Origin of the sequence: Pedobacter sp. GR22-6 (assembly GCF_037402555.1) — a bacterium.
Classification (GTDB): domain Bacteria; phylum Bacteroidota; class Bacteroidia; order Sphingobacteriales; family Sphingobacteriaceae; genus Pedobacter.
This window is the reverse complement of sequence record NZ_JBBEUC010000007.1, coordinates 1-19,262: the sequence shown is the minus strand read 5'-3', so window position 1 is coordinate 19,262 and position 19,262 is coordinate 1. Positions and strand designations below refer to the sequence as shown.

Below are 19,262 nucleotides of genomic sequence, written 5' to 3'. Positions count from 1 at the left end.
TTTGTAGCATAAAACAATGTGATACCAGATGGCAGAATCTCAATTACTTATTCTAGATAAAAAACAAATACAGCAAAAGATCAACAGAATAGCTTATCAGATCCTGGAAGATAACCTGAATGAGAAGGAGATCGTATTGGCAGGAATATGGGACAGAGGGTATAAATTGGCTTTGCGTCTCAAAAAAGTGCTGACTAAAATATCAGATTTAAAGGTGACGATGCTGAAGGTAGAGCTTGATCGGGTAAGTACGAAACTGATTGCAAGTACCGATCTCGATGAAACACATTGGAAAAATAAGGTGATCATCCTGGTGGATGATGTATTGAACAGCGGGAAAACCCTCGCTTATGGCCTCGGTGTATTCCTGAATACGCCGCACAAGAAAATCAGGACCGTAGTGCTGGTAGACCGCAGTCATAAGATCTTTCCGATCGCTACAGATTTCGTAGGTCTGCAGCTGGCCACTGTGCTGAAGGAGCACGTCGACGTGGTAATGGATGTTGAAGGAGAGGAAGATAAAGTATATTTAAGTTAATCTTAGCGTTTAAAACAGTATGATCACATTTGTCTATGCTGTTTTGGTTTTTCAGGTCCTGCGGTTTACGGTTAGCCTGTTCAATTTTCTTTCGAATCCGAAGCTTGGTTATTATGGTAAACATTTTACGGAGCCGGTGTCTGTGATCATTTCGGGGAAGCGTGCAGAAGCTACAGCGCTCCTGCAATCTATTCAGGAGCAGGATTATGATCAGATTGAGATTTTTTTTAAAGAAGAACAGGAAGAAGAAACTTTGCTGCATCAGGCCAGGGGCCGGTATTTCCTGTTTCTTGATGCAGGTAATACAATCAGGAAGGGAATGATCAATAATTTGATCCAGCGTACTAAAGTCTTCGATCTGGATTTACTGAGCCTGATCCCCAACCGCAAAGACCTGAGCTTTTTGGAGCGCTGCACGCTGCCCTTGCAGGATCTCTTATTACTCAATCTTTTTCCGCTGAGATTTGTGAAACTCAATCAAGCCCTGCTGCTTTCTATAGCCAGTAAGTCCTGCATGTTTTATAATGCACAACGCTACCGGTTGCACCACCGCAGTAGCCCTGCGGCTGAACCGATGAAATTAAAAGCCGAAATCCTGCTGGCGAATAAGTTTGTTTACGCCAATGATCATCCTGATCTGGATGAACAGGGCAGGGGCTTGCTGCGTACCCTGGGCAGATCAGTTCCGGTTGCCCTGCTGTATTTGCTCCTGTCACTGGCAGGCCCATTGCTGATGCTGCTCAATTATGACTATGTTTTTCTATTTCTGCCACTGGGGCTGATCTTTCTTACCAGGATGATGACTTCTTTCCTGACTGCACAGAACCCTCTGTACAACGTGCTTCTGCATCCCCTGCAAATGCTCATGTTGGTGCTGCTGCTGCTTAAAGCGTGCTGGATGAAGGTATTTACATCAGTTCAACATTAGCTTCATAATATGAAACTCTTTTTGTGTAATTTTGTTCCTTCATGAACTCGACACCAACAATGAAATACGATCTGACCGTTACGATAGACAAAGCTTCCGGCTTCTGTTTTGGGGTAGTGTATGCTATTGATATGGCAGAAGATATCCTGGATCAGGAAGATTACCTCTATTGTTTGGGAGATATCGTGCATAATGATGAAGAAGTAAAGCGCCTTACAGATAAAGGGCTGCGGATCATCGACCATGAGCAGTTAGCTGCATTACGCAATGAAAAGGTATTGATCAGGGCACACGGTGAAGCACCATCAACTTATCAGTTGGCCCTGGAGAATAACCTGACGCTGATTGATGCATCCTGTCCCGTAGTATTGAAATTGCAAAATCGCATTAAAAATTCCCATGACGATAATGAGCAGATCCTCATCTTTGGCAAACATGGACATGCGGAGGTGGTAGGTCTGCAGGGGCAGACGGATGGTAAAGCCATCGTCTTCATGGATATTGCAGAACTCGACGAGGTTGATCTTCCATCTAAATTTACCCTATATAGCCAGACCACGAAAAGCACGGACAAATTTTATCAGATCAAAGAGGAGCTGATCAGCCGCGGCTATGAGGTAAAGGCCAATGATACCATCTGCAGGCAGGTTTCTAACCGTTATGGTGACCTCGAGAAATTCGTGGGTAATTTTGACAAAATCCTCTTTGTATCTGGAAAGAAATCATCCAATGGAAAAGTACTGTATGACGTTTGCAAAAAATTCAACGATGCTTCTTATTTCATTTCCAATATTGAAGAGATTGATAAAACTTGGTTTTCTGCAAAAGACCGGGTAGGAATTTGTGGAGCGACCTCTACGCCTATGTGGCTGATGGAACAAGTCAAACAGGAATTACTCAGCTACTAATCGGTTCATTTATCATCATTAAAAAGTAATTATCCTGCCTTGTGGGAGGATGCCAAATCATAATCTGTTAATTTCGCGCCATAATGGGAAAAAAGGGTGTATTGTTAGTGAATTTAGGAACTCCGGATAGCCCGGAAGTTGCAGACGTACGTAAATATCTGGATCAGTTTCTGATGGATGAACGGGTGATCGACATCAATGCTTTTAACCGTACTTTATTAGTAAAAGGCATCATCGTCCCTTTTCGTAGTCCTAAGACATCGAAACTGTATAAGGAGATCTGGGATGAAAATGGCTCGCCGCTGTTGTATTTCAGTAAGATACAAGCTGCATTGGTTCAGGAACAATTAGGCGATGATTACCATGTAGAGCTCGCCATGCGTTATCAGAATCCCTCTATTTTATCCGCTTTGGAAAAAATGAAAGCTGGTTTAGTGGAAAGCATCAGGGTGATCCCGCTGTTTCCGCAGTATGCTTCAGCCAGCTCAGGTTCGGTGATCCAGTTGGTAATGGAGTATGTCAGCAAATGGGCTACGATCCCTCCGGTCACCTTCGTGAATTCTTTCCACGACAATGAACTGATGATCGAGACATTTGCCGAAAATGCAAAAAAATATCAGCCGGAAACTTATGATCATATCCTGTTCAGTTTTCATGGTTTGCCGGAGCGCCAGTTGTTGAAATGTGACCATACAGGGCATTACTGCTTGAAAAAGGACGACTGTTGCGCCAGCCTCAATGATACCAATAAATTCTGTTATTCAGCTCAGGGGCATGATACGGCTCGTTTGATCGCGTCAAAATTGGGTATTAAGAGAGAAGATTATACCGTATGCTTCCAGTCGAGACTGGGGAAAGAGCCCTGGGTGCAACCCTATACAACCGACGTGCTGAAAAAACTGGCCGCTGAAGGCAAGAAGAGGCTATTGGTATTCAGTCCGGCCTTCGTAGCAGATTGTCTGGAAACACTTTATGAGATTACGGTAGAATACCATGAGGAGTTCAGGGCGCTTGGAGGAGAACATGTGCAATTGGTAGAAAGCCTGAATGACAATCCTAAGTTCATCACTGCACTGGTCGACATGGCTAAAGCGTAATTAAGAAAGAATCATCTGGAGGATTTGTCCGGTAGCCCCGGTTTTGTCCTGGACATATTTTTGAGCAAGGATTCCCGGTTGGGAGTCCTTTTTTAGTTTAGTGAAAGCCTCATTCAATTCTTTCTGGTTACTAATGGATACAGCTGCCCCGATCTCGATCAGGTCTTTCGCCTCCTGAAATCTCTGGTAATTGGGGCCGAACAATACCGGCAGACCGAAGGCTGCAGCTTCCAGTGTATTGTGAATGCCTACTCCAAAACCTCCGCCGATGTATGCGATTTGTCCATAAGGATAAATGGAAGACAGTAAGCCAATATTATCGATGATCAACACCCTGGCTTCGGTGAGTTGTACCGTAGGAGCAGAATAGCGCTCGGAGTTTGGAAACAGCCGCTCAATTTCTTCAAGGTGTGTTTTGCTGATCTCGTGCGGAGCAACAATGAGTTTCCAATCAGAATTTTTGTCCATCAGTCCTTTTAGCAACTGCTCATCGGCGGGCCAACTGCTACCTGCAATCAGGGTTTTTTTACCCTGGCAAAATTGAGCTACAATGTCCAGTGGTTTTGCCGAAGCAGCATGTGCCGCAACCCGGTCGAAACGGGTATCGCCACTAATGCTCACGTTGTTTAGTCCGATGCCAGCCAACAGACTGCGGCTCTCCATGTTCTGTACAAAGAAATGGCGTACATAGTTCAGGATTTTGCGGTTGAGGCCACCGTACCATTTGAAGAAAATCTGGTTGGGACGGAAAATTCCCGAAATGATATAGATCGGAACCTGTTGCTGATGCAGTTCTTTAAAGTAATGGTACCAGTATTCATATTTAGTAAAGATGGCCATATCGGGGCGGATCAACTGGACCAGCTTTCTGGCATTGGCAGGGGTATCCAGCGGCAAGTAAAAAACTCCTTCAGCCAGCGGGTAGTCCTTGCGGATTTCATATCCAGAAGGTGAGAAGAAGGTAATCACTATTTTTAGCTCAGGACGTTGGGCTTTAAGTTGTTCCAGTACTGGTCGGCCCTGTTCAAATTCGCCCAGGGAGGCAAAGTGAAACCAGGTATGGAACTGGCCCTCGGAGAGCTCATTTTGTATTTCGCTGAAAATATGCTTTCTGCCTTTGACAAAAAGTGCTGCCTTGCTGTTGAAAAGCGAAAATATCCTAACCAGAAAGCCATAGAAATGAATTCCTATATTATAAAGCCAAAGCATTTTGTTTGTTTATTTGTTATCTTAGCCGAAGATACTTTAATTAACTCAAAACAGAATTAATATGTGAAAATCCTGCATTTGAGTACTAATTGCAAGTGTTTTACCGCAGCGTTGGATATAAACTGGTTAAATAAATGGAACGTAAAAGAGTATTAATAACCGGTGCTGCCGGTTTCCTGGGATCACATTTATGTGACAGGTTCATCAAGGAAGGTTATCATGTGATCGCCATGGATAATCTGATCACCGGAGATTTGCAGAACATTGAGCATTTGTTCGGCCTGGAGAATTTTGAGTTCGCACATCATGATGTGTCGAAATACGTGTATGTATCTGGCGAATTGGATTATATCCTTCATTTTGCCTCTCCTGCAAGCCCGATTGATTACCTTAAAATCCCCATTCAGACATTAAAAGTAGGCTCTTTAGGTACGCATAACCTGCTTGGACTGGCAAAAAATAAAAATGCAAGAATGCTGATCGCCTCTACTTCAGAGGTATACGGAGATCCAAGTGTCAATCCTCAACCGGAAGAATACTGGGGGAATGTGAATCCGGTAGGTCCAAGGGGTGTATACGATGAAGCGAAACGATTCCAGGAAGCGATGACCATGGCTTACCATACTTTTCATGGAGTGGAAACACGGATTGTACGGATCTTTAATACCTATGGACCAAGAATGCGCCTTAACGACGGACGTGTATTACCTGCTTTTATCGGTCAGGCTTTGCGTGGTGAAGACCTCACTGTCTTTGGCGATGGTTCACAAACCAGGTCATTCTGCTATGTAGACGACCTGATTGAAGGTATTTACCGGTTGCTACTGAGTGATTATGCACAACCCGTGAATATCGGTAACCCTGATGAGATCACCATTAAGCAATTCGGCGAGGAGATCATCAAATTGACTGGAACCAGTCAGAAGCTGGTGCTTCGTGACCTGCCTGTCGACGATCCTAAACAACGCAGGCCAGATATTACGAAAGCAAGGGAAATTCTGGGCTGGGAGCCCAAAGTGAGCAGGGCAGAAGGTTTGAAGATTACCTATGACTACTTCAAGTCATTACCCAAAGAAGCATTAACCAACAAAGAACATAAAGATTTTACAACCTACAACCGTTAATCATTAAGAATGGCTAAAATATTAGTAACAGGGGGAACAGGTTTCATCGGCTCTCATACCGTAGTGGAGTTGCACAACGCCGGGTATGAAGTGGTGATCGTGGATGACCTCTCCAATTCCAACCCTAAGATCCTTCAGCAACTGGAAACCATCACAGGACAGCAGCCTGAATTTGTAGAACTTGACCTGTGCGATGAAGCTAAAGTAAAGGCTTTCGCTGAGCAGCACTCCGATATTAGTGGAGTAATTCATTTCGCCGCCTTCAAGGCAGTGGGTGAGTCGGTTCAAAAACCCTTAAAATACTATAGAAATAACTTTTATTCGTTGATCAACCTGATCAACGCTTTCAATAGTGAACTGAACCTCGTATTCTCTTCTTCATGTACCGTATACGGTCAGCCGGATGTATTGCCGGTAACAGAATTGGCGCCTACGAAAAAAGCAGAGTCTCCATATGGCAATACCAAGCAGATTGCAGAAGAGATCCTGCAGGAGACTTGCGCAGTAACACCTTCATTAAAGGTCATTTCCCTGCGTTACTTTAATCCGGTTGGCGCACATGAGAGTGCTTTGATCGGTGAATTGCCTATCGGTGTTCCACAAAATCTGGTGCCTTTTATCACTCAGTCGGCTATAGGCAAACGTGGTCCGATCACTGTACATGGCAATGATTACGATACCGTAGACGGCAGTGCAGTAAGGGATTACATCCATGTGGTAGATCTGGCGAAAGCACACGTAGCGGCAATCAGGAGACTGGAAGCGGAAAAGGCTGCCTCAAATTATGAAGTATTTAACCTGGGTACAGGTACAGGTACTACAGTTCTGCAGGTAATCGCTGCTTTTGAAGAATCTACCGGTGAAAAACTGAACTATACCATCGGCGGAAGAAGAGATGGTGATGTGGAAAAAGTATGGGGAGACGTTTCGAAAGCTTCCAATGAGCTGGGCTGGACCGCTGAACTGGGCATTGCTGAAATGATGTCTTCGGCCTGGAACTGGGAAAAATACCTCAGGGACAATCCATTCTAGTATGCTGTTAAGCGAGCATAAGGAGCTCAAAATGGAGATCAGGTCCTTGCCGGAAAAGGAAAAGGACAAACTATTGCTCAGGCTGATTGCAAAGGACAAGGTGCTCACTGAGCACCTGCATTTCAAACTATTGGAGGATGAAACGGATCTTGCAGACAGATACAGGAAATTGCTGGAAGAGATTGATGAGCGCATCGCCGAGATGATGGGTATGAGAAAGCTGACTTCGAAAGAAGCCATGCTGAAAATGAGAAAGCTGAACGGGAGCATCAGTCATCATTTTAAGGTGACTAAAGACGTGACCACTGAGATGGAACTTAGGATTCACCTGCTGAAACATATGCCCATTGATTTTAAAGATGGTGTTTTCTCTCCGATGTATAAATTCAATGAAAAGCTGAACATCTACTTTGTGAAATCCTGTGTGTCGGTATGGAATAAATTCAAGAAGCTCCACGAAGACATTCAGTTTGATCTCCGCGGTGATTTCAATGCAGTGCTGCATAAAGTGTACAATTATAAAACGGCAGATGTTGCTCAGGAGCTGGGTTTGCCAAAAGAGTTATAAAAATGAAAAAAATACTAATAACAGGTGGTGCCGGTTTTATAGGTTCTCATGTAGTCAGGAGATTTGTCAATCATTATCCGGATTATCACATCGTCAACCTGGACAAACTGACTTATGCAGGTAACCTGGCCAATCTGAAAGATATTGAGGACAAACCCAATTATCATTTTGTAAAAGCCGACATTACAGATGCTGCTGAAATGAACAGCCTGTTTCAGAAAGAAAATTTTGATGCAGTGATTCATCTGGCAGCGGAGTCTCATGTAGACCGTTCAATTACCGATCCTACTGCTTTTGTGATGACGAACGTAATCGGTACGGTAAATTTGCTGAATTCCGCAAGGGAATTCTGGAAAGGTAGCTACGATCAAAAGCGTTTCTATCACGTGTCTACGGATGAGGTATATGGGGCCTTAGGAGACACAGGTATGTTTACCGAAACTACTGCTTACGACCCGCACAGCCCTTATTCAGCCTCTAAGGCTTCATCGGATCACTTTGTAAGGGCTTATCATGATACCTATGGTATCGATGTGGTGATCTCCAACTGTTCGAATAATTATGGGGCTAATCATTTTCCCGAGAAACTAATTCCGTTGGCAATCAATAACATCAAAAATAACCAACCGGTTCCGGTATATGGAAAAGGAGAGAACATCAGGGACTGGCTTTGGGTAGAAGACCATGCAAGAGCGATTGATGTCATCTTCCATCAAGCGAAAAGCGGACAAACCTATAACATTGGTGGGCACAATGAATGGAAGAACATCGACCTGATTCATTTGCTTTGTGAGATCATGGACAAAAAACTGGGTAGGGCAGAAGGAGAATCAGCGAAACTGATTACTTTCGTAACTGACCGTGCCGGGCATGACTTACGTTATGCAATCGATTCTACTAAACTTCAGCAGGAACTCGACTGGGTGCCTAGCCTCCAGTTTGAAGAAGGTCTGGAAAAGACAGTGGAATGGTACCTGGAAAATGAAGAATGGCTGAACAACGTCACTTCAGGTAATTACCAGGCTTATTACGAGAATCAATACCAAGGCAGATAATTCATCTATTTGCTTTATTCATACCTCAAGGCTTCTACTGGATCCAGTTTAGAAGCCTTTTTTGCGGGGTAATATCCGGAGATGATGCCTACAAATACACAGAGTACAAATCCGCCGGCGATCCACATCCAGGGAATGATAAAGGAGCCGCTCATCAGGAGCGAAATCAGGTTTCCGATAGAGATCCCGAGAAAAATTCCAAAAGCACCACCTATAAGGCAGATGATCACGGCTTCAATCAGGAACTGTTTCCTGATCACGGAAGGATTTGCTCCGATAGCTTTCCTGATACCAATTTCTCGTGTCCTTTCTGTAACTGACACCAGCATGATGTTCATTAAGCCAATAGAAGCACCGATCAGTGTGATCCCGCCAATGGCGATTCCGCCCATGACGATATAACTCAGGTTTTCAAATAAAGTCTGGGCCATCGCATCACTTTTCGTGATTTCAAAGTTGTTGGGTTCGGCGATCTTTACCTTTCGGATGTTCCGGAACTCAGCGGTCGACTCTCCAATGATGTTGTCCATCATTTCATTGCTTGGTACCATAACCGTTATGGTATAAGATGGATTTGCGTTAGAGTTGATCAGCTTGGCTTTAAACAAAGGAACGAATACGCCCCGGTCACCGCTAAAGCCCATGCTCTGACCTTTAGAAGCCAACACACCGATTACCTTTAGTCGGCTGTTTCCAACATTGATGATTTTATCTATCGGAGATTCTTTCTTAAACAATTTGCTGCTGACCTCACTGCCGATGATGCAAAGGTTATTGCCCGACTGGATTTCAGCAGGGCTGAAATTCCGGCCCAGGGTAAGGTCCAGGCCTTGAGATTTCAGGCCATTTTCGTCTATTCCCTGAATTCCGATATTGGGATTGGTCTTTTCTGCTTCATATTTGGCAGTAGCACCGCCACTTGCCATTACACTAATGGCTACTGTAGCCGGAGTATTCAGTCTTTGTTTGAATTCTATGGCATCTTCATAACGAATGGCCCTGAAAGGTTTCGGTCGCTTGCCACCACCGCCCACGCGTATACCAATTCCCCGGTTCCTGATGGTAAAAGAGTTAGCTCCCATACTGGAAAAAGTTTCGGTCATGCTTTTCTTAACCGCATCGAGCGTGGTCAGAATCCCAACCAGGGCGGATAGACCAATAGCGATGATCAAGGCAGTGAGCAAAGTACGTAAGCGGTTGCTCTTGATGGATTGCAGTGCTAGTTTTACATTTTCAGTATAGGTCATTCCAGAAGAAAATAAGATGAACAGGGATAAAAATAAAAAGTCCCGCTGTTAAGACAACGGGACTTGCTATAATGTTACAAATTTAATGTGATTAAACGGAAAAGCTGGTGCCGCATCCACAAGTACTTGCGGCATTTGGATTGCTGAAGGTAAAGCCTCTGGAATTCAATCCATCCTGCCAATCTACCTGCATACCCAAAAGGTACATCTGGTGTGCTTTATGCATGAAGACTTTGATCCCCTCGATGATAAATTCCTGATCACCCTCTTTTTTCTGGTCGAAGCCAAGTATGTAATTCATTCCTGAACAACCACCTCCCTCAACGCCGACGCGCAATCCGAAATCCTCGGAGATTTCCTGCTGATCTTTTAATTTAAAAAGTTCTTTAACGGCCCCTTCTGTGAAGGTCACTGGTGCAAATGCGGTATCAACTGTATTACTCATGGTATTCTGAAATTAAGAATTCAACTAATGTGTACCTCTTTTGGTAAAAATTCGTTTTGTGGGGTAAATATAAATAATTTGTACATTTTTGTTGGGACTAATACCTAATTATTACCATTTATAAACAAAACTGAATGAACATACAACTCTTTTTAATCCAGGTAGCTGCGGCAGTAGCGGGAAGCACGTTAACGTTGTTGCTCGGCTATGTATTGATTAAAGATAAATGGCCTGCTGCACCAAAACCTGCGGCGGAAAAAGAGGCGCTGCCCAATGACCGGAAAGAGGAAAGGCTGCAGTTGTTGACCCTCCGCTTACAGGCACACGAACGGCTCATCCTGTTCATCGAACGGATCAACCCATCCAATTTATTTGTGAGGCTCCATCAGCAAGGCATATCAGTTGTAGAACTGCAATCGCTGATCTTGAATGAAGTCAAAGCAGAATACCAGCATAATGTGGCGCAACAGCTCTATGTAAGTGCTACAATCTGGGATGTAGTACGTAAACTGAAAGAAGATACCCTCGCGATGGTAAATAACGGTGTAAGGGCCCTGCCAGCAGAGGCAGAAGGGATAGACCTCAGTAAAAAAGTACTGCAGCATATGGCAGGACTCCAGGAGAATCCTTATGAGTTGACGCTGAATTTAATCAAAAAAGACATCCATCAATTGTTCTGATCATGGCAGCTCAAAAACACAGCACCACTTCGGGTATAGAGATCAAGGCGCTATACACCACTGCACCGGCTTCCGACGAACGGCCCGGAGAATTTCCTTTCACCAGAGGAATCCAGAAGGACATGTACAGAGGACGGCTCTGGACGATGCGCCAATACGCCGGTTTCTCTACAGCTGCAGAATCAAACAAACGCTACCATTACCTCCTGGCCCAGGGAACTATGGGACTTTCTGTAGCCTTTGACCTGCCAACACAAATTGGTTATGATTCTGACCATGAAATGGCAGAGGGGGAAGTAGGAAAAGTAGGCGTGGCTATTGATTCACTCAAAGACATGGAAATTCTGTTTGAAGGGATCGAATTGCAAAAGATCACAACATCCATGACCATCAATGCTACTGCATCCATATTGTTGGCTATGTATATTGCCCTGGCCAAAAAACAGGGTGCAGACATCCGGCAGATTTCCGGAACCATACAGAACGACATTCTAAAGGAATACGCGGCCAGAGGTACTTATATTTATCCTCCTAAGCCCTCTATGAGGATCATTACCGATATTTTTGAATACTGTAGCAGGGAAGTGCCAAAATGGAATACGATTTCTATATCCGGTTACCATATTCGCGAAGCAGGTTCTACCGCGGTACAGGAATTGGCTTTTACCTTGTCAAACGGCAAAGCTTACCTGAATGCTGCCCTGGAAAAAGGACTCGATATCAATGTATTTGCGAAACGGCTTTCTTTCTTTTTCAATTGCCACAATAATTTCTTTGAAGAAATTGCCAAATTCAGGGCTGCGAGAAGGATGTGGGCTAAGATCACCAGGGAACTGGGTGCAACAGATGAAAAAGCGCAAATGCTGCGCTTCCATACTCAGACCGGAGGCTCTACCCTCACTGCCCAGCAACCACTCAATAACGTGGTCAGGGTAACCAATCAGGCAATGGCAGCAGTGCTTGGCGGAACGCAGTCGCTTCATACCAATGGATATGACGAGGCTTTGTCGCTACCCACCGAAGCCGCCGCCAGGATTGCCTTGCGCACCCAGCAAGTCATCGCCTTCGAGAGTGGGGTGACGGATACGGTCGACCCACTAGCTGGCTCGTATTTTGTAGAGACCTTAACGGATGAGATTGAAGCAGCAGCACAGCTCTACATAGATCAGATAGATGCGATGGGTGGATCGGTCAATGCAATAGAGAACGGATACATCCAAAATGAAATTGCAGCGGCAGCTTACCAATACCAGATTGAAGTGGAAAACGGAAGCCGGATTATAGTCGGTGTGAACCACTTTACTCAGGAGCAGGAAGGCATTACAGAGGTCTTTACAATAGACGAATCTATACGTGCCATTCAGACTGAGCAACTTAGGCAGTTGAAGGCAGGGCGAAACACCGAAGCAGTGCACAAAACACTGCGTGATCTGGAGGTCGCGGCGAGAGGAAAAGACAACCTAATGCCCCTTATTTTGGCCGCTGTGGAGGTTTATGCCACTCTTGGAGAAATAGCAGATGTGCTGCGTAACGTTTTCGGAGAATATTAAAAAGGATGTTAATAAATAGTTATCCACACAAAAAATTGAAGTTAACAAGGGTATGCTGCTGCTGATTAAGTACTTACAAAATATGTTAGATTTAAGTTTTTTTTGTTGATAATTTTTTGAATATTCGATCTCTCGAAACAGCAGTTTTTTTGTGCTCGTATCGTCACTGTAAACCAATAAATTATAATAATACCTATGGAAAAAACTTGTACCGAAGTATGGAAAAACTGTCTCCAAATCATAAAAGATAACATTCCGAACCAAAGTTTCAAAACTTGGTTCGAACCGATATCTGCATTAAAATTGGAAGGCAAAGTTTTGACTATACAGGTGCCTAGTTTGTTCTTTTACGAATGGCTTGAGGAGCATTATGTAGGCTTGCTGAGGAAGACTGTAAAGAAGCAGCTTGGAGATGAAGGAAGGCTCGAGTACAACATCGTTGTTGATAAGTCATCCAATACTGGTAACCCTTACACCACTAACATGCCGAGCAACGGCAACGGAGCAGAAGCAAAAAATCAGTCTATGCCGATTCCGGTGTCTATTAACAAGGACATCAAAAATCCCTTTATCATTCCGGGACTGAAAAAATTAAATGTTGATCCGCAATTAAATTCCAATTATACTTTTGAGAATTATATAGAAGGAGATTGTAACCGTCTGGCGCGCTCTGCAGGTTACGCTGTGGCTGCTAAACCTGGAGGTACTTCATTTAACCCGCTGATGATCTATGGAGGGGTAGGCTTGGGTAAGACCCACCTGGCCCAGGCAATCGGAAATGAGATTAAACGCAACATGCCGGATAAGCTCGTCATTTACGTATCCTGCGAAAAGTTCTGCCAGCAGTTTGTGGATTCATTGAAAAACAATACCATCAATGACTTTGTGAATTTCTACCAAGCAATGGATGTGATCATTATGGATGATGTGCACAACTTTGCCGGTAAAGAAAAAACTCAGGATATTTTCTTCCACATCTTCAACCACCTGCATCAATCAGGTAAGCAGGTCATCTTGTCTTCAGATAAGGCACCCAAAGATTTGGCAGGATTGGAAGAGCGCTTGCTGAGCCGTTTCAAATGGGGCCTCTCGGCTGATCTCCAGATACCTGATCTGGAAACCAGGATTGCAATCCTCAGAAAGAAAATGTATGCAGACGGCATCGAACTGCCTGCAGAGGTAGTGGAATATGTAGCCCACAATATAGACAACAACGTAAGAGAACTTGAAGGAGCAATGGTTTCCTTACTGGCACAATCTACCCTCAACAAAAAAGACATCGACCTGGCCCTGGCCAAACAGATGCTGAAGAATTTCATTAAGAATACTTCGAAAGAAATTTCTATGGAATACATCCAGAAACTGGTCTGTGAATATTTTGAAGTACCAGTGGATATGGTGAAATCGCAAACCCGTAAACGTGAGATCGTACAGGCCCGTCAGATCTCTATGTACCTGTCGAAAAGCCATACCAAATCATCATTGAAAACTATAGGCGCTTTCTTCGGTGGAAGAGACCACTCTACAGTGATCTATGCTTGCCAGACGGTAGAAGATCTGATCGATACAGATAAGAAATTCAAAACGTACGTGCACGACATTCAAAAGAAATTGAAGATGAGTTAATCATCAGCTCGTTTGACCATAAAAAAAGTCCCGGTAATCTCAGATCACCGGGACTTTTTTATTGTTCCAATGTCGCTTATTTCAGTTCGCCTAAAGCCATAAGGCCATAGAACAAGGCGGTGCAATGCAGCGATTGTGCAATTTTGTTCTCCCTCAGCAGTGTTTTTACTTCTGTTAAGGTATATTCTTCAACTTCCAGGATTTCATGCTCGTCCAGGTGTTGTTCCTGAGTTTTAATCCCTCCCTTAAGCAGATACATATAAGTCACATTATTTGCCGTTGCCGGATTGGGGTAAGTAGTGCCCAGAAGCTCACAGCTGTCAAAGGAATAGCCGGTTTCTTCCAGTAGTTCCCTTTTGATGCCTGTTTCAGGACCTTCATCTCCATCTATGACGCCACCAGGAATCTCTAGGGAGATGATGTCGCCACCATGCCGGTATTGCCGCACCATGATCACCTTGTTATCGGCAGTCAGCGCTACAGCATTTACCCAATTGGGATATTCCAATACGTAGTAGTCGTCTTTGACCGTCCCGTTTTGCAGGTCGCAGGTATCCACACGTAGTGTAGCCCATTTTTCTTTCACCAGATACCTGGATGAAAGCTTTTTCCATTTGAGGATTTCCATTAAATATAGTTATGATGATGAATTCTTACCAATTGCCGCTGCTTCCGCCACCGCCAAAGCTTCCGCCGCCAAAACCACCAAAGCCTCCGCCTCCGCTGCTTCTGCCGCCACCGCCCCAGCCACCACCGGAACTCCTGCCGCCACCTAGCAACATGCTCCAGAACAACGCATCAGCCACTCCTCGGCCACCAATGACCTGGCCACCGCCTCCACCACCGCCACCTCTTCTCAAAATGATGATGATGACAATGATGATCAGTACGATAATCCCGATGCTGGAGGCACCGCCACCTTTGCGGTTTGATTTTGGATTTTCGTTCTTGTATTCTCCTTTGGTATATTTAATGATGGCATCTGTACCATTGTCCAGGCCCTGAAAGTAATCTCCCGCTTTGAAAGAAGGCTTAATCTCGTTTTCTATGATCCGCTTGGCGTAAATGTCAGGAAGCACCCCTTCCAGGCCATATCCGGTCTGAATGGAGATTTTTCTGTCGCCGATAGCTACGAGGATCATGATCCCATTGTTTTTGCCGGCCTGACCCACGCCCCATTTTCTGCCCAGTTCGAGGGCATATTCGTTGATGTCGTAATCACCTACCGATTTGACGATCGCAATGGCGATTTGCGTAGAGGTAGAGTCATCAAATGCCACCAGTTTTTGCTCCAGTCTTTGCACTTGGTCTGAAGATAGGCTACCTGTATAATCGTTCACCAGCTTGTTAGGCTTGGCAGGGTAGTCCTGGGAAAAGCCCGAAAATGAAAGCATGCTCAATAATAAGCCTAAAATCAGTTTCCTCATCGCTGTTGATTTTGATCCATAAAAACAATGTCATTAGGCAGTTCATTGATGTCATCGCCCTGCGATGGAAAAAAGGTCGCCAGTTTCTCTCCTGCCAGCATGATTCCTGCAATGATGCCCTGGGCCAGATTGCCGGAAGCAAAATGTGCACTCATCGCTACTTTGGTAGTTTCCCAAAAGTCTGGCGGAACGACCCTGTTGATGCCACTGTCGCCGATAATGGCAAATTTGTGGTCTACATGTGCAAGATAGATCAGCACACCGTTGTGTCTGGATGTCTTATCCATATCGAGTTTGCTGAAGTAGGATGTAGCCCTCTCCATTGCATCCCCCTCACAATATTTATCTATGGCTATTCTGATTTCACCTGATGTGGCCTTTTCCGCTGAGGATATGGCATTGGATATCTGTTCCTGTTCTTGCTCTGTAAATAAGCCCATGATTGGATGTTTTAATAAAGATAAGGCTAAGGGTATTTTCCAGATGGAAAACACCCTTAGCCTATTAAATATTATAGATAGGTATTAGAATTCGATTTTCGGTGCATTTTGCGCGCCGGCATCAGCCTTAAATGCAGCCTTAGTGCTAAAACCGAACATGCCTGCAGTCAGGTTACTCGGAAAGGAGCGTACCTTGGTATTGTAAGTCAATACCGATTCATTAAAGTCTTTGCGCGCTACAGCGATTCTGTTTTCCGTACCTTCCAATTGGGCAGATAGTTCGCTGAACTGCTGTGTAGCTTTCAATTCCGGATAGTTTTCTGTCAGGACCATCAGTTTTCCCAATGCCTGGCTGAGTTGTCCCTGGGCAGCCTGGTATTTTTGCATGTTTTCTTCTGTAAGTTTGGTAGGGTCTATGGTGATCTGACTAGCTTTTGCGCGGGCTTCGATCACGTCTGTCAATGTACCCTGTTCAAATTTTGCAGCTCCTTTTACAGTGGCTACCAGATTTGGGATCAAATCTGAACGGCGCTGGTATTGAGTTTCTACCTGTGCCCATTTGTTTTGCACCGTTTCATCCAGCTTAACCAGGTTATTGTAACCACAGCCACTCACTACTACCAGTAAAACCAAGATTGCTACTACAGCTAATACTCCTTTTTTCATATTTTTGTTGTTTTTTAATGCCCATGAAATTTGATGGATAACACCGTCTTCCATGATTTCGTTTTTCAATCGTTAAATTACGCATTAGAACTCAACTTTTGTACCTTTGTTACACTTCGGGATAAAAACCTGACAAGAATATGCAAAAAGACATAGAAATTACCATCGCTCCGGAATTACTGGACCAGGAAGCGGAGATCAAAAGAAGCTTGTCAACTGCTTTAAAAGTTGACCTCAATAGGATTAATGCCTATAAAATCCTCAAGCGCTCCATTGATGCGCGATCCAGGAAGGTCATTTACCGGCTTCAGGTAAAGGTATTTATCGATGAGGCACCTTTGGCAGATATTTTCCGCATAGACTATCAAAATGTCAGTAATGCCAGACATGTCATTATAGTTGGGGCCGGACCAGCTGGCCTGTTCGCTGCCCTGCAATGTATAGAAAACGGCCTTAAGCCCATCGTTTTAGAACGGGGTAAGGATGTAAAGCAAAGGCGGAGGGACCTCGCAGCCATCAATAAAGAAGGATTGGTAAATACCGAATCGAATTATTGTTATGGTGAAGGCGGAGCAGGAACCTATTCCGATGGAAAACTGTATACACGTTCCAATAAAAGAGGTGATATCAATAAAGTGCTGCAGGTATTTGTGCAGCATGGTGCAGCTGAAGACATCCTGATCGATGCCCGGCCTCATATTGGTACCAATAAATTGCCCCATATCATCACGGCCATAAGAGAAACAATTCTGAATGCCGGGGGAGAGCTGCGTTTCGATCAGAAAGTGACCGACTTGCTCATTGACTTTGGTAAGATCAAAGGTGTGGTGGTCAATGGAGAAGAAAAGTTGCTGGCTGACTCGGTCATCCTGGCCACCGGTCACTCTGCCCGCGACATTTACGAGTTGCTTCAGCATAAAAATATCCTTGTAGAAGCCAAGCCATTTGCACTCGGGGTACGCATAGAACATCCGCAGGCCATTATAGATGCTGCCCAGTACCATTGTGACATCAGGAGTGAATTTCTCCCGCCGGCCTATTATAGCTTGGTTGAGCAGGTGGGGAGCAGAGGGGTATTCTCTTTTTGCATGTGCCCTGGTGGGATCATAGCGCCATGTGCTACCCATAAAGAAGAGATTGTGGTCAACGGTTGGTCGCCTTCCAAGAGGAACAATCCTTACGCCAATTCAGGTACGGTGGTACAGATCACCCTGGAAGATGTAAAAGGAGAAGATCCGCTTCGGATGATGCATTTTCAGGCTGAAATAGAAAAAACTGCTTTTCAATTGGGCGGAGGGAATCTGGTGGCACCAGCCCAGCGCATGGTCGATTTTGTGGAAGGTCGGATATCTGCTGATCTCCCCAAAAATTCTTATTTGCCCGGAACCAGAAGTGTGATGCTCAAAGAAACGCTGCCGGATTTTGTAGCTTCCAGTCTGAAGAATGCTTTACCTGTTTTCGGAAAGAAGATGAAAGGTTATTATACCAATGAAGCTATTCTGGTAGGCGTAGAGAGCCGTAGTTCCTCTCCGGTGCGGATTCCTAGAGATAGAGAAAATTTCCAGCATCCACAGGTGCAAGGGCTTTTTCCCTGTGCAGAAGGCGCGGGCTATGCCGGGGGGATTGTATCTGCAGCTATAGATGGTATCAATTGCGCTAATGCCATCCTGATTTAAGAAAAACACATCCTGTTCCCGGTTGTTGTATATTCAGGATCGATTATGCAGCTGAACCGGCAAATTTATCATTCCGGTTAGATTGCATGCTACTTAAATTTTAGATGAGATGAAAAAGACATTGATTATTGGTGCTACACCAAACCCTACAAGATATGCGTTCCGTGCTGCCCAAATGCTCAAAGCGAAAGGACATCCTATTGTAAACGTGGGCATCAAGAAAGGGGAGGTTGCCGGTGTGGAGATCGAGACAGCTGAAGAGATCCATGAAGATATTCATACCATCACCTTATATATTGGCCCCCAGGTACAAGATTCATACTTCGACTATATTCTAAAGACCAAGCCAAAAAGGGTAATTTTTAATCCCGGTACAGAGAACGATGAGCTGGAAACCCTGTTAAGGGAGAACGCCATAGAGCCGGTAGAGGCCTGTACCCTGGTCATGCTGGCTACAGGTCAGTTCTAGTAAAATTTCATATACCTTAATTTTTTGCTTCATTGAGCTTAGCGCGTTTGCACATGCTACCAGAATTTTTGGCAGCGCTCTGGCCGTTTGCTGGTATACCAGTATATATATAGCATATAGCAAGTCCTCACATACTGCACACATTCGCCACACTTTGTTCACAAAAAGGTACCTCTTTGTGGGTTTGTTGTGAAGGATGTGTGACTGAGGTGTGAAGAAGCCTGCTTCTTGTGAAGAACTGGTCTGCTTCCGGGTATGTATGGTGGATGATGTGTTTTCCTGAATTTTTGATCAAATCACTGAAGTCTTTTTGGAATTATTGAATGGTGCCTGTGCTTAGGGGGGATTAAAGATGCGTTAAGGGTGCGTTAAGGTCTACGTCGTATTTGAGATATACCTGCGATATGTTTGGATCATCCCGGGATATTTCAAGCATGAAGCATACATGTCCCTGACACGACGCAACTACGACGTAGACCTTGACGCACCCTTAACGCACCCCTACCGCTGCTTTAAGTCATGCTGACCCTTTTATGGGTATTTTATATCTGCCTTTTTTGGCCTGTACAATTAAGGT

Annotated in this window: 20 protein-coding genes; 13 read left to right on the top strand and 7 right to left on the bottom strand. The window is 44.5% G+C overall.

The window, feature by feature from the left end; genetic code table 11:
• Positions 1 to 28: 28 nt before the first annotated feature.
• The 4 genes from WAE59_RS24055 (at position 29) to hemH (ending at position 3,471) form a co-directional block, all read left to right on the top strand.
• Entirely contained in the window at positions 29 to 538 is a 510-nt protein-coding gene (locus WAE59_RS24055; protein ID WP_337858557.1) for a phosphoribosyltransferase family protein, read from the top strand.
• A gap of 19 nt (positions 539 to 557) precedes the next feature.
• A complete protein-coding gene (locus WAE59_RS24050) occupies positions 558 to 1,466 on the top strand; it encodes a hypothetical protein (RefSeq protein ID WP_337858556.1) in 909 nt (302 codons plus the stop codon).
• A 59-nt stretch (positions 1,467 to 1,525) separates the two neighbouring features.
• Positions 1,526 to 2,374 (top strand): 4-hydroxy-3-methylbut-2-enyl diphosphate reductase, encoded by an 849-nt coding sequence (locus WAE59_RS24045; RefSeq protein WP_337858788.1) that lies wholly within the window; start codon positions 1,526 to 1,528, stop codon positions 2,372 to 2,374.
• An 83-nt stretch (positions 2,375 to 2,457) separates the two neighbouring features.
• Complete coding sequence (hemH, locus tag WAE59_RS24040) at positions 2,458 to 3,471, top strand: ferrochelatase (protein ID WP_337858555.1); 1,014 nt, start codon at positions 2,458 to 2,460, stop codon at positions 3,469 to 3,471.
• Here the strand turns inward: hemH and WAE59_RS24035 are convergent, their stop codons facing one another.
• Positions 3,472 to 4,680: a 3-deoxy-D-manno-octulosonic acid transferase gene (locus WAE59_RS24035; RefSeq protein WP_337858554.1), complete on the bottom strand. Its 1,209-nt coding sequence runs from the start codon at positions 4,678 to 4,680 to the stop codon at positions 3,472 to 3,474. It lies immediately after the preceding gene.
• Between the two features lie 134 nt (positions 4,681 to 4,814).
• Between WAE59_RS24035 and WAE59_RS24030 the strand changes: the two genes are divergently transcribed.
• Genes WAE59_RS24030 through rfbB form a run of 4 tightly spaced genes read left to right on the top strand, consistent with a single transcriptional unit; the run spans position 4,815 to position 8,459 of the window.
• Entirely contained in the window at positions 4,815 to 5,804 is a 990-nt protein-coding gene (locus WAE59_RS24030) for a UDP-glucuronic acid decarboxylase family protein (RefSeq protein ID WP_337858553.1), read from the top strand.
• Between the two features lie 9 nt (positions 5,805 to 5,813).
• On the top strand, positions 5,814 to 6,836 hold the full coding sequence (gene galE, locus WAE59_RS24025) for a UDP-glucose 4-epimerase GalE (RefSeq protein ID WP_337858552.1): 1,023 nt from the start codon (positions 5,814 to 5,816) through the stop codon (positions 6,834 to 6,836).
• A 1-nt stretch (position 6,837) separates the two neighbouring features.
• Complete coding sequence (locus tag WAE59_RS24020) at positions 6,838 to 7,404, top strand: hypothetical protein (protein WP_337858551.1); 567 nt, start codon at positions 6,838 to 6,840, stop codon at positions 7,402 to 7,404.
• A gap of 2 nt (positions 7,405 to 7,406) precedes the next feature.
• Entirely contained in the window at positions 7,407 to 8,459 is a 1,053-nt protein-coding gene (rfbB, locus tag WAE59_RS24015) for a dTDP-glucose 4,6-dehydratase (protein WP_337858550.1), read from the top strand.
• A gap of 14 nt (positions 8,460 to 8,473) precedes the next feature.
• Here rfbB and WAE59_RS24010 read toward each other — a convergent pair whose 3' ends face one another.
• Positions 8,474 to 9,706, bottom strand: coding sequence for an ABC transporter permease (locus WAE59_RS24010; RefSeq protein WP_337858549.1), 1,233 nt, complete (start codon positions 9,704 to 9,706; stop codon positions 8,474 to 8,476).
• Between the two features lie 91 nt (positions 9,707 to 9,797).
• Positions 9,798 to 10,151 carry a HesB/IscA family protein gene (locus WAE59_RS24005; RefSeq protein WP_337858548.1) on the bottom strand — a complete coding sequence of 118 codons (354 nt, stop codon included), beginning with the start codon at positions 10,149 to 10,151 and terminating at the stop codon, positions 9,798 to 9,800.
• 134 nt (positions 10,152 to 10,285) lie between these two features.
• On the opposite strand from WAE59_RS24005, the gene WAE59_RS24000 reads away from it, so the two are divergent.
• The 3 genes from WAE59_RS24000 to dnaA all read left to right on the top strand — a co-directional run bounded on the left by WAE59_RS24000 (position 10,286) and on the right by dnaA (position 14,007).
• Entirely contained in the window at positions 10,286 to 10,831 is a 546-nt protein-coding gene (locus WAE59_RS24000) for a DUF7935 family protein (RefSeq protein ID WP_337858547.1), read from the top strand.
• A 2-nt stretch (positions 10,832 to 10,833) separates the two neighbouring features.
• Positions 10,834 to 12,381, top strand: a complete 1,548-nt coding sequence (locus WAE59_RS23995; RefSeq protein ID WP_337858546.1) for an acyl-CoA mutase large subunit family protein — start codon at positions 10,834 to 10,836, stop codon at positions 12,379 to 12,381.
• A gap of 195 nt (positions 12,382 to 12,576) precedes the next feature.
• Positions 12,577 to 14,007, top strand: a complete 1,431-nt coding sequence (gene dnaA / locus WAE59_RS23990) for a chromosomal replication initiator protein DnaA (RefSeq protein ID WP_337858545.1) — start codon at positions 12,577 to 12,579, stop codon at positions 14,005 to 14,007.
• A 76-nt stretch (positions 14,008 to 14,083) separates the two neighbouring features.
• Here dnaA and WAE59_RS23985 read toward each other — a convergent pair whose 3' ends face one another.
• From WAE59_RS23985 to WAE59_RS23970, 4 genes are all read right to left on the bottom strand, one after another.
• Positions 14,084 to 14,635, bottom strand: coding sequence for an NUDIX hydrolase (locus WAE59_RS23985; protein ID WP_337858544.1), 552 nt, complete (start codon positions 14,633 to 14,635; stop codon positions 14,084 to 14,086).
• 25 nt (positions 14,636 to 14,660) lie between these two features.
• Positions 14,661 to 15,434, bottom strand: coding sequence for a TPM domain-containing protein (locus tag WAE59_RS23980; RefSeq protein ID WP_337858543.1), 774 nt, complete (start codon positions 15,432 to 15,434; stop codon positions 14,661 to 14,663).
• Entirely contained in the window at positions 15,431 to 15,874 is a 444-nt protein-coding gene (locus WAE59_RS23975; RefSeq protein ID WP_337858542.1) for a TPM domain-containing protein, read from the bottom strand. Before WAE59_RS23975 ends, WAE59_RS23980 begins: the two co-directional genes overlap by 4 nt.
• Positions 15,875 to 15,958: 84 nt before the next feature.
• Positions 15,959 to 16,540: a LemA family protein gene (locus tag WAE59_RS23970; RefSeq protein ID WP_337858541.1), complete on the bottom strand. Its 582-nt coding sequence runs from the start codon at positions 16,538 to 16,540 to the stop codon at positions 15,959 to 15,961.
• A 140-nt stretch (positions 16,541 to 16,680) separates the two neighbouring features.
• Here WAE59_RS23970 and WAE59_RS23965 point away from each other — a divergent pair, with 140 nt between their 5' ends.
• Complete coding sequence (locus WAE59_RS23965; RefSeq protein ID WP_337858540.1) at positions 16,681 to 18,216, top strand: NAD(P)/FAD-dependent oxidoreductase; 1,536 nt, start codon at positions 16,681 to 16,683, stop codon at positions 18,214 to 18,216.
• 109 nt (positions 18,217 to 18,325) lie between these two features.
• Positions 18,326 to 18,685, top strand: coding sequence for a CoA-binding protein (locus tag WAE59_RS23960; protein WP_337858539.1), 360 nt, complete (start codon positions 18,326 to 18,328; stop codon positions 18,683 to 18,685).
• Positions 18,686 to 19,262 lie beyond the last annotated feature (577 nt).